The sequence below is a fragment of the Bacillus sp. AFS001701 genome (assembly GCF_002559405.1).
Classification (GTDB): domain Bacteria; phylum Bacillota; class Bacilli; order Bacillales; family Bacillaceae_G; genus Gottfriedia.
On the sequence record NZ_NTZO01000084.1, the window covers coordinates 1 to 9,813 of the forward strand.

At 31.1% G+C, this 9,813-nt stretch carries 13 protein-coding genes; 2 read left to right on the forward strand and 11 right to left on the reverse strand.

All coding sequences use genetic code 11. The features are described from left to right. Positions 1–76: 76 nt before the first annotated feature. From CN514_RS06810 to CN514_RS06855, 10 genes are all read right to left on the reverse strand, one after another. Positions 77–1,111 (reverse strand): cytochrome d ubiquinol oxidase subunit II, encoded by a 1,035-nt coding sequence (locus tag CN514_RS06810; RefSeq protein WP_098231951.1) that lies wholly within the window; start codon positions 1,109–1,111, stop codon positions 77–79. Positions 1,112–1,270: 159 nt separating this feature from the next. Then, the gene (locus tag CN514_RS06815) at positions 1,271–1,726 is read right to left on the reverse strand and encodes a TlpA family protein disulfide reductase (RefSeq protein ID WP_098231952.1); all 456 of its coding nucleotides are present in this window, start codon (positions 1,724–1,726) and stop codon (positions 1,271–1,273) included. A 165-nt stretch (positions 1,727–1,891) separates the two neighbouring features. Beyond that, positions 1,892–2,434: a peroxiredoxin gene (locus CN514_RS06820; protein WP_098231953.1), complete on the reverse strand. Its 543-nt coding sequence runs from the start codon at positions 2,432–2,434 to the stop codon at positions 1,892–1,894. A 117-nt stretch (positions 2,435–2,551) separates the two neighbouring features. Next, entirely contained in the window at positions 2,552–3,661 is a 1,110-nt protein-coding gene (locus CN514_RS06825; RefSeq protein WP_098231954.1) for an N-acetyldiaminopimelate deacetylase, read from the reverse strand. A 235-nt stretch (positions 3,662–3,896) separates the two neighbouring features. Continuing rightward, entirely contained in the window at positions 3,897–4,613 is a 717-nt protein-coding gene (dapD, locus tag CN514_RS06830; protein ID WP_069035532.1) for a 2,3,4,5-tetrahydropyridine-2,6-dicarboxylate N-acetyltransferase, read from the reverse strand. A gap of 76 nt (positions 4,614–4,689) precedes the next feature. Then, positions 4,690–5,592, reverse strand: a complete 903-nt coding sequence (locus CN514_RS06835; protein WP_098231957.1) for a transcriptional regulator CcpC — start codon at positions 5,590–5,592, stop codon at positions 4,690–4,692. 63 nt (positions 5,593–5,655) lie between these two features. After that, on the reverse strand, positions 5,656–6,102 hold the full coding sequence (gene cbpB / locus CN514_RS06840) for a cyclic-di-AMP-binding protein CbpB (RefSeq protein WP_069035530.1): 447 nt from the start codon (positions 6,100–6,102) through the stop codon (positions 5,656–5,658). 296 nt (positions 6,103–6,398) lie between these two features. After that, complete coding sequence (gene abbA / locus CN514_RS06845) at positions 6,399–6,590, reverse strand: antirepressor AbbA (RefSeq protein WP_098231955.1); 192 nt, start codon at positions 6,588–6,590, stop codon at positions 6,399–6,401. Positions 6,591–6,643: 53 nt separating this feature from the next. Further along, positions 6,644–7,117, reverse strand: coding sequence for a ribonuclease H-like YkuK family protein (locus tag CN514_RS06850; RefSeq protein WP_387324921.1), 474 nt, complete (start codon positions 7,115–7,117; stop codon positions 6,644–6,646). 177 nt (positions 7,118–7,294) lie between these two features. Continuing rightward, the gene (locus tag CN514_RS06855; RefSeq protein ID WP_056474223.1) at positions 7,295–7,531 is read right to left on the reverse strand and encodes a YkuJ family protein; all 237 of its coding nucleotides are present in this window, start codon (positions 7,529–7,531) and stop codon (positions 7,295–7,297) included. Between the two features lie 250 nt (positions 7,532–7,781). Between CN514_RS06855 and CN514_RS06860 the strand changes: the two genes are divergently transcribed. Together CN514_RS06860 and CN514_RS06865 are read left to right on the forward strand one after the other, a co-directional pair. Beyond that, positions 7,782–8,015, forward strand: coding sequence for a glutaredoxin domain-containing protein (locus CN514_RS06860; RefSeq protein ID WP_025568652.1), 234 nt, complete (start codon positions 7,782–7,784; stop codon positions 8,013–8,015). A gap of 503 nt (positions 8,016–8,518) precedes the next feature. Beyond that, on the forward strand, positions 8,519–9,250 hold the full coding sequence (locus tag CN514_RS06865) for a class I SAM-dependent DNA methyltransferase (protein WP_098231956.1): 732 nt from the start codon (positions 8,519–8,521) through the stop codon (positions 9,248–9,250). Positions 9,251–9,428: 178 nt separating this feature from the next. Here the strand turns inward: CN514_RS06865 and CN514_RS06870 are convergent. Beyond that, on the reverse strand, positions 9,429–9,813 hold a 385-nt coding region (locus tag CN514_RS06870; RefSeq protein WP_286141588.1), incomplete at its 5' end, for an EAL-associated domain-containing protein.

Below are 9,813 nucleotides of genomic sequence, written 5' to 3' on the forward strand. Positions count from 1 at the left end.
CCCAATTATTATGGAAGTTTAATCATTAAAAAGGCGATTTCAAAAGTCAAAATACTTTTGAAATCGCCCTTTTTTATTAATCTTGGAAGTCATTTTTTTCATTACTTTTTAAAAACACTTTCATAAAAAAAGGTTTATTAAGAACTAAAAATATAAAATACACTGTAAATAAGATAAAAAATACAACAAACAGAATAATTAGTACAATTGCTAAACTACTTTTAGCAAAACTTGTTTCGATTCTTAAATAAGGATATAAAATAAATGGTAGATGACTTATTCCATACCCAAAAAATGCGAAGAAATATTGTAATAATACTAATATAAACGCTAAACCATATCTTTTTCTTTTTATAACAAAATAAATTGCTATACAAAAGCAAATCAAAGAGATCAGAAAGAATTCCCATACATTATGCATTCGATCAAAATGAACCTTATTATGTAATTTCATTGATAAAAATACGATGATACTCGATATAATAGTTGGCAATGACCAGAATATTACATACTTTCTTAATTTAGTTTCCGACTCCGAATCATTGATAAGTTTTGCAGAATAAATTAAAAACATTGCACTAATAAATAGGACTGAACATACAGCCAATAGCATAACGGATAGAGAATAAGAATTCGTAATTAATTTAAATGGATAAAATCGTATATCTGTTCCATTCTCGATAATAAATCCACCTTCAGAAATTGTTAAAACAGTAGATAAAGTAACAGGTATTAATAGACTTGTCGCCCCATACAGAATTAAAAAGAACTTACTCCTATTTCCTCCATATTGCTGAAAAGTATAAAACGATCCCCTAATTGCTAAAAAAATCATTGCTACACTACCCGGAACTAATAAGGGAACACCATAATAATATGCTACCCTTGGGAATATACCAACTACACCTACAAAGAAGAAAATGAAAAATAATGTAGCAAGTTCCCAAATAGATGAAAGATGTCGATTTATTAAGCCAATTAATTTTGGTTCTTCTTTAGTTGTAATCGCATAAAACGCATAAAATCCTGCACCAAAATCAATTGAAGCAATAATCATGTAGGCATATAAAAACAACCATAAGATAAAGATTGCAATTGTTTGAATCTCCAAACTTTTTTCCTCCTACAGAATAATTCCTTAAACTAAAGATTAGTTTACTTTAATTATACCTATAAAATACACTTTCTACTAGTTTCAAGACGAAGATTAGGAAAATACAAAAAGAGACTTTTAAAGAAAAGTCTCTTAAGTGATGATTGAATCTACAAACTATTCTACTTTTGCTGCTTCATCTAGTACTCGATTAACACGCTTTTCTAACATTGGCATTCCGCCTTCTCCAGCTTGGAAGTGGCGTAATACACCTGTTTTATCAAATACATAATATGATGGTACATATTTATTTTCAAAAGCATCTGTAATTGAATGTTGGTTATCAACTAATATTGTTTGTGTAATTCCGTGTTCTTCAGCAACTTCTTTAATTTTATCAATATCTAAATCATCTTCAGATCTTGGCATATGAACACTTACTACATTTAATCGGTCTTTATATTCATCTCTAAAAGCATTAATGTTTGGCATTGCTACTTTACATAAATGGCAACTAACAGACCAAAAATGAATCAATGTTGGTTTGTCACCGATTAGGTTTTCTTTTTGAATTTCTCCATTTAATACTGTTGTTGCACCATCTAATTCAGGCATTGGTGAGCGAAGTCTCATTTTATAGTCCTCCTACTTGTTTCATTAGCTCTAATAGAGCTTGTTCTATTTTGGTGTTTGTCTAGTTACAGGCTGTAGGGCAAACGTCTTCCACTTTTCGTAATTGTGTTTAAAAAGGCCTAACTATGAGTTAGACCTTTGACATTAATTCTTAATTGTTTAGAATTATAGAGTTGCTTGACCTGGTTTCCAGTTAGCTGGGCAAAGTCCACCAGTTTGTAAAGCTTGAAGTACACGTAAAACCTCATCAACTTCACGACCGATGTTGTTGTGGTGTACTACTTGGTACATTAATTCACCCTCTGGGCTGATGATGAATAATCCACGTAATGCAATACCTTCTTCTTCAATTAATACGCCATAGTCACGAGAAATAGCGTGGTTTGTATCTGCACCTAATGCATATTTTAATTGACCTAAGCCATTATCTTTACGATCTGTGTTGATCCATGCTAAGTGAGTGTGAATTGTATCTGTAGAAACACCTACAACTTCTGCATCAAGATCTTCAAACTCGTCGTAACGATCAGAGATTGCTATGATTTCAGTTGGACATACAAATGTGAAGTCCATTGGATAGAAGTATAATACTGTCCATTTATCGTTTTTCATGTTTTCTTCTAAGCTTACTTTACCAAATTCTTTATTTGCTAAAACTGCTTCCATTTCAAAGCGTGGTGCTTGTTTTCCTACTAAACGTTCTGCCATCGTTATTACCTCCAATATTTATGTGACTATTTATCATACAAGTGATATTATAGTAAACTACTTATTTAAAGTCAATATTAATTTATAATTATTATTAACTGAAAATCATTTTCATTGTTATTGTTTCATAAAGTCCGAAATAAATCGAATCATTAAAGGAATCACATTTTCATCTGGATTTAATTTTTGGTTATGGAGTCCGAATTCTGAATTTACGCCAATCCAAAACATTAGGCCTGGAATTTCTTTTGTCATATAACCAAAATCTTCACCTGTCATTGCTACATTGCAACGGGCGGCCTCAATACCGTCATATTGTTTCGCAAAATTAAAGAATTCATTCGTCAACGTTTCATCGTTTATTACTCCATAGTAATTACTTCCAAAATCTACTTCTATTTTACACTGAAAACTCTCTTGAAATCCATTCACAAGACTTTCAATTCTATTTTTTAATTTTAGCATTGCTTCTTCACTTAATGCTCGCATCGTACCTTCTATTCGAACATGATCTGCAATAACGTTTTGAACTGTACCACCAGTTATTTTGCCAATCGTAATGACAGCACTGTCTAATGGATTAACATTTCTTGATACAACAGATTGTACTTGAGTGATAAAATGACTTGATGCAACAATCATATCATTCGTTAAATGAGGGAAGGCTGCATGACCGCTTAAGCCATGAAAATCAATAAAAAGCTCTGATGTATGAGCAAATAACATACCAGGTTTCGTTGCAATTGTACCAACAGGATATTCTGGGGCGATATGTAAACCATAAATTACATCTGGTTTAAATGGTTTAAATTCTTCACTTTTAAGTAAAGGTTCCGCTCCTCCAGGACCTTCCTCTGCAGGTTGAAAAATAAAAACGACATCATCATTTATTGGCTCATTAACAAGGTTAGTAAGTACACCTAGAGCAATACTCATATGTACATCATGACCACAGGCATGCATATTACCTTCATGAATAGATGAAAACTCTAATCCTGTGTTTTCTTTCATTGGTAATCCATCAATGTCTGTACGGTAACCAATCGTTCTAGTAGAATTTAACCCTTTTACTCGAACGAAAATACCTGTTCTCCAAGTATCAATTATCATTCTTTCTTGATCTAAACTAGATAAATAATCTAGTAAATACGCTTGTGTTTTGAATTCTTGAAATCCAAGTTCGGGGATTAAATGTAAATCCCTTCTAATTTTAATAAATGAATCCATTTTAGCTCCTCCAAAAAAAGCGTAGAAATAATTCTACGCTTCAGACTGTTGACAAACGCTCGCTTTCTTCGTTGATTCACCCGCAGTGCTAAAATACCCTCTAAAAGGTAACTCCACTCTTTATCAGACTTCACGCCTCGAAAATCAATGCTTGTAATCAGTTCTGAACTTATATTTTAATATAATGTCTATAAAGTAAGCGTAGAAAAATAAATTCTACGCTCACTTCTTGTAATTATTGATTTAGTTGTCTTAAAGCCTGAATGATTTCAGTTTTTGAAATTGTTTTATCATCGATATCTTTGATTTTTCTAGCAGGAACACCTGCAACCACAGTGTAAGGAGCAACGTCTTCAGTTACAATTGCACCTGCAGCTACTACCGCGCCTTCCCCTACCTTAATACCTTCTAATACTACTGCATTAGCACCAATTAATACATTGTCTTCAAGAATAACTGGATTTGCTGATGGTGGCTCGATTACGCCAGCTAAAACAGCTCCAGCACCAACGTGACAGTTTTTACCTGTAGTAGCACGTCCACCAAGCACTGCGTTCATATCGATCATTGTACCTTCTCCAATTACAGCACCGATATTAATTACAGCACCCATCATAATAACTGCATTATCTCCAATTGTAACTTGATCACGAATAAACGCACCTGGCTCGATGCGAGCTTTAATACCTTTAGCATCTAAAAGTGGAATCGCTGAATTACGACGATCTGATTCTACTACATAATCTTCTATGTATTCTTTTTGCTCTTCAAGAATTACTTTAACATCATCCCACTCACCAAATAAAACTCCAGAATTTTGAGAAATAAATGATTGAACTGATTCAGAAATAGTAAGCTTGTCTAATTGACCTTTTACATAAACCTTTACAGGTGTTTTTTTCGTGCTATTTGCAATAAATGCAATAATTTCATTTGCGTCCATTAATTTCATAATGAATTGCCCCCTTTATTATTATCAATAAGAATACTCTATCAAATCTAGTAAGTAACTAGCAACTTTTTGTCGATTAATCTTTATTTTTTTTTCGAATTGATTCTATAAATCCATCTACTTGTTTTAATTTCATCGCATCTCGATTATAAAGTAAGTATGTATCGCGATATAACCCTGATTGTTCTTTTGTCATTAAAGGTGTTTTTATAATATTTTCATCACTAATATCATGTAATACAGAGGAAGGTAAAATCGCAAAGCCTAGTCCATTCAATACAAATTGCTTACATGTTTCAATTTGATCGACTACAATTTCATGTTTTGGTAATGAATTAAAATGCTCATACCACCATGACTGGATCAACTGATAATAATTTGAATTACTTTTAAACTGAATAAATGGTCTTTGTATCGTTTTATATTCCTCAAGACTATGTTTTTTTGTATCAACTAATAATAATTCATCAGAAAAAAGTAATTCCTTTTCTCCAAACCAATTTTGGTTGCCTCGAACAATTGCTAAATGAACTTCATTTTCATATAAGCGATTTGTGATTTCACTACTCCAACCGGTAAAAAGTGAAACTTGTACCTCTGGATAGCTTGACACATATTTTTTTAAAACTGGCGGTAACCAGTATTGCGCAACAACAGATGAAACGGCAATCTTTAAAGTACCTGAAATATCGGATTTTAAAATTTGTAATTGCTCTAACATTGTTTGATACGTTTCTTCCATCTTTTTCGCGTAGTTTAATATGATTTCACCAGAGGCAGTAATAATCAATCCTTTTTGAGAACGAATAAACAATTCACTACCAATCTGCTTCTCTAAATTTTGTAGTCTTTGACTTAAAGCTGGTTGAGAAACAAACAACCTCTCAGCTGCCTTCCTCATATTCTTCTCTTCTGACAAAGTTATTATTAAACGTATATCATCAATTTGCACATAATCCCCCCTTGCCTTAAACCTAATAGAATCAGACGCTTCTACACTAAAAAAGTAAGTCAATTTAATGATGACTTACTTTTTTATTCATTAATGCTTATTATATCTTCTAACATTTTTATTCAATTGTTTTAAAATCGCTCTACGAGTTAATATACCTTCAAACGTATTATTTGCATCAACAACACATACAAAAGGATGATCAACTACAGATTCAAGCCCTTTAGCGAGTGTATCAGTCGTTTTTAATAATGGTATTTCAGTTCCCATTACCTCTTCAACTTTCATATTACTTAACCGTTCAAATTCAATTCTTTCTAATCCAAGTATTCCATCTAATATCATAGATGTACTAATTAAACCTAGCAACTGAAACTTTGGATTTAACACTGGAATTGAAGAATATCCAGATTTTGTAAGTACTAATAATGCATGCTCCAAACTATTACCAATTTGCACATGAGCTACTTTTTCACTTGAAATAATGACTTCTTCTACTTTATGTTCAAAAAATTGTGATCCATCAATACTAATCAAAAACATCTTCCCCCAATAGAAAAGCAAAAGTATTTAAAAATGGTAGAAATTATCTATTCAATAAATAAACATCAAATAAATACACATACAACTTTGCTAATCATCTGTATAGAAAAAATTCTATACATTATTTTATTCAATTAAGGACTATGTCCCCATCCCTATATTATCAGATTTGTAACCCCTTTCCAATTTAACTTTTCTTAAAAATTTACTTATTTAACTATAACTATTCAAAAAACAAAAAAACGTTTAGATAAATAATTTATTATCTAAACGTTCATCTATTTTTGTCTTCATAACCCTAAATCCCTTAATTTTTGATATAAATGTACTAGTCTTTCGTATTGATCATCGCCTGCATCCATTAAACCATTTTCTATATCAGTTATCTGTGATGAAATGAGTTCAATTGCATAATTTTGTTTCATCACTGTGTCGACCAATAAAGACAATTCATCTTCTGTGAAATTTTGTTCACTTAGCATCCATCATCCCTCCTAATCCTCATTTTAATCAATGTTTATTTAGTTTAAACTTCTTATTTTGTAAATTTATTTGCATAACTAAATGCTGTATAAGAATCAGGTTTTATCTTAGGAATGATGCCCATTGCACTTACTTTAGATGTCATTTCTTGTATAAACTCTTTCGTTAGCCCCATCGTACCAATATCTAGATGAATTTCAAAACTAAAATTATTCGAATTGGCATTTTCATGAAGAGGACTAAATATTTTTTCTAAATGAAAAGGTGATAATAAAAAAGCAATTTCCTGACTATACATAGTTTCTAGAAATATTTTCTCCTTTAAATTTCGGATTTTCTTGTGATGCCAACAAGTATGTAAACATCCCCAAGCTCCATTACCTACCCTATGCAAGTGAAGTGCAGTAATAAACTTAGTTCCATTACTATGAACTTGAGAATCTGTTCCAATGGAAAGTCGATACTGTTTATTAGGATCACTTTTTACAAAGTGATATAGCCGATCAACTACATGATCAAAACTCATATTTCTCTCACTTACATTGTAAAATCGATACTGATCTTTATTCACGTATATGACCTCCCTTTTCATAACAATACATAATAATGTATTCATTAAGAATTGGGATTAGCACGCCCTTACTATTTTGTAATAAAATATTAAAAAAAAAGAAAAAACAAGCTAAGCTTGTTTTTTCTTTTCTTATGAAATAATTTCGTATATTTCAATTGCTACCATATCGATATTATCGAATGGGAACGTTTGTGGTTTTTCACCTTGTTGAAATACTTCTAATTCAAAAGTTTCATTTTTCTCAGAATACTTAACGCTACACTTTCTTTCACCGTTAACTTCAAAATATCTTTGAGCAACCTCGCCGTTCGTAGCTTGTTGTTTTAAACTTTCTAAGCGTTCTAAAATTCCTAATAATAAAGACATATTAGAACTCCTTTCTACCATGTGTCATTCCCTAAATATAGGTTTTACTTTCTTACAATTTCTATCCAAAAAACTTCTGATAGATTTCAGCTATGTAAGTGTCCATTAATAAGAATACTTGTATTTCAAGATAAATTCAAGAAAAATAGTCGTTTCAACTAAAAAACAAATTTCTTTCTATACTATATTTTTCTATGTCATAATGGTTTTATACAAATGCTTTAAGAAAAAATTAAAAAGGATGTCGTTTATGAAGATCGAATTATTCACACAAGATGGTTGCCCTCCTTGTGAATTTTTGAAAAATTATTTAAAAGAAATGAATGCTTCTTATATTGAATATAACGTATCACAAGATGAAAGTGCTAAAAAAAGAATGATGTTTGAGTTAGATTCATACTCAACACCTACTTTAATAATTGATGATGAAGTTATTAGAGGCGTTCAGATGGAGCAAATTGAAGCCGCATTACAAAAACGTTAATCCATTATCTATCAAATTAAAAACACCTAAATCACATTCATTTAGGTGTTTTTTATCAATCTTTACTTCATTTATTATTAAGAGCGTTTCAAGGACTTGTCCTAAAAATAGTTTCTCATTACCCAACTCCAATAAAATGAAAAACAAAAAACATGACGGACGATGCAAAAAGAACTTTCGAAATAAGTCCTCTCAAATAAAATCCTCCTCGGGCTTAACTTTTACTAATCGTATCATTATTATATTGAAATTTACTACACGAATCGTTCTTATCTTTTTTACATTAGCTGACAGAGAAAAACACTGCTTTTAATTAAAATAGGCTTTTATATATGAATTCGTCGATTTTTGATTAAGTTCAACTAAAGCCCTATGCTCCAAAGTAAAAATTTTTTCTGGGTAATTTCTCTCTTTATCTAAATCAAATTTAATGTTAAAGTTAGATAATTTGTGTCAAATTTTCAATTTTTTTAAAATTTTTTGAACGGTTAGGGAGTGTTATTATGGAGTATCGTGGTTCAACGATTTACAATCAAGATGATTTTTTTTCAGAATACATTCGACGAAAGAATAGAGAAGATAGTCCTAACAATGCAATCGAAGGACCAATCATCTATGAACTAATTGGGAATGTTGATCGAAAAAACATATTAGATTTAGGTTGTGGTGACGCATCCTTCGGTAATGAACTTCTACTACTAGGAGCTAAAACCTATACAGGTATCGAGGGATCAGAGAACATGATTAAAGCAGCATTGAACAATGTAAAGGCTACAGTAGGTACCGTCCATCATACTTCAATCGAGGACTATCATTTTCCTTCGAATTCATTTGAACTTGTCACTTCTAGATTTGCACTACACTATATTTCAAACATTGAGCTAGTATTTCAAAAAATATTTAACAGCTTAAAAGAAAACGGCCATTTTATATTTAGTGTACAACATCCATTAACCACTGCCTCCTTTTTAAGCAAACTCTCAGGAGATCGACGCGAAAATTGGATTGTAGACGATTACTTTCGAACTGGCGAAAGAAAAGAACCATGGATGAATAAAGTAGTAGTCAAATACCATCGAACAATTGAACAATACTTTAATCTATTAAGAAAAACTGGATTCCGGATCGATCAATTACATGAAGGTACACCAAAACAAATACATTTTAAAAGCGAAGAAGAGTTTTTAAGAAGACAAAGAATACCAATCGTACTTGTCTTTTCTTGTTTTAAATAAAATAATTAATTGGTAGAGATGCAAGAAGGCTCAAGTCTTTCCACTCCAATAAAAAGCAAGCATCATGAAAACAATATGACATTACTTCTTTAATTGACAATTTTTTTGATATCAAAAAAATGACTGCCTTTTTTTCAAAGTGACAGTCATTTTCTGATTAAATCATATAAGAGAGTCATTAAAATAGTAACTCATTATGTTTAAATAAAAAATCATAACTTAAGTCAATATATAAATAACTTCCATTATTCATTGGATAAGAAAACGTTCGAATCTTTTCACCGGTTTCAATATCTCTGTACATATCTGATAATTGTCCCTGATCATTTGATTGCATTTTCAAAACGGTTTCTAAAAAATACGGCCTCCAGCTCCAGTTTCTACCTTTATACTTTTCTTGAAGCTCCCACTGTTCACCATTAATTTTAAACAAGTTAGCTGATTGCTGAAAACCATCCTCATCACAAATATACATTCTAAAACAAAAGGAATTTAATTCACTTGATATATTCATTAAAAATGAATTTAAATCCGCTCCTAATTTAAATTTATTAATTGTCGAT

Coding starts and splice junctions, on each gene's coding strand:
- CN514_RS06815 (WP_098231952.1), bottom strand. CDS start 1,726: ATGAGACTTCGCTCACCAATGCCTGAATTAGATGGTGCAACAACAGTA.
- CN514_RS06820 (WP_098231953.1), bottom strand. CDS start 2,434: ATGGCAGAACGTTTAGTAGGAAAACAAGCACCACGCTTTGAAATGGAA.
- CN514_RS06825 (WP_098231954.1), bottom strand. CDS start 3,661: ATGGATTCATTTATTAAAATTAGAAGGGATTTACATTTAATCCCCGAA.
- dapD (WP_069035532.1), bottom strand. CDS start 4,613: ATGAAATTAATGGACGCAAATGAAATTATTGCATTTATTGCAAATAGC.
- abbA (WP_098231955.1), bottom strand. CDS start 6,590: ATGCTAAGTGAACAAAATTTCACAGAAGATGAATTGTCTTTATTGGTC.
- CN514_RS06850 (WP_387324921.1), bottom strand. CDS start 7,117: ATGAGTTTTGATCATGTAGTTGATCGGCTATATCACTTTGTAAAAAGT.
- CN514_RS06855 (WP_056474223.1), bottom strand. CDS start 7,531: ATGTCTTTATTATTAGGAATTTTAGAACGCTTAGAAAGTTTAAAACAA.
- CN514_RS06860 (WP_025568652.1), top strand. CDS start 7,782: ATGAAGATCGAATTATTCACACAAGATGGTTGCCCTCCTTGTGAATTT.
- CN514_RS06865 (WP_098231956.1), top strand. CDS start 8,519: ATGGAGTATCGTGGTTCAACGATTTACAATCAAGATGATTTTTTTTCA.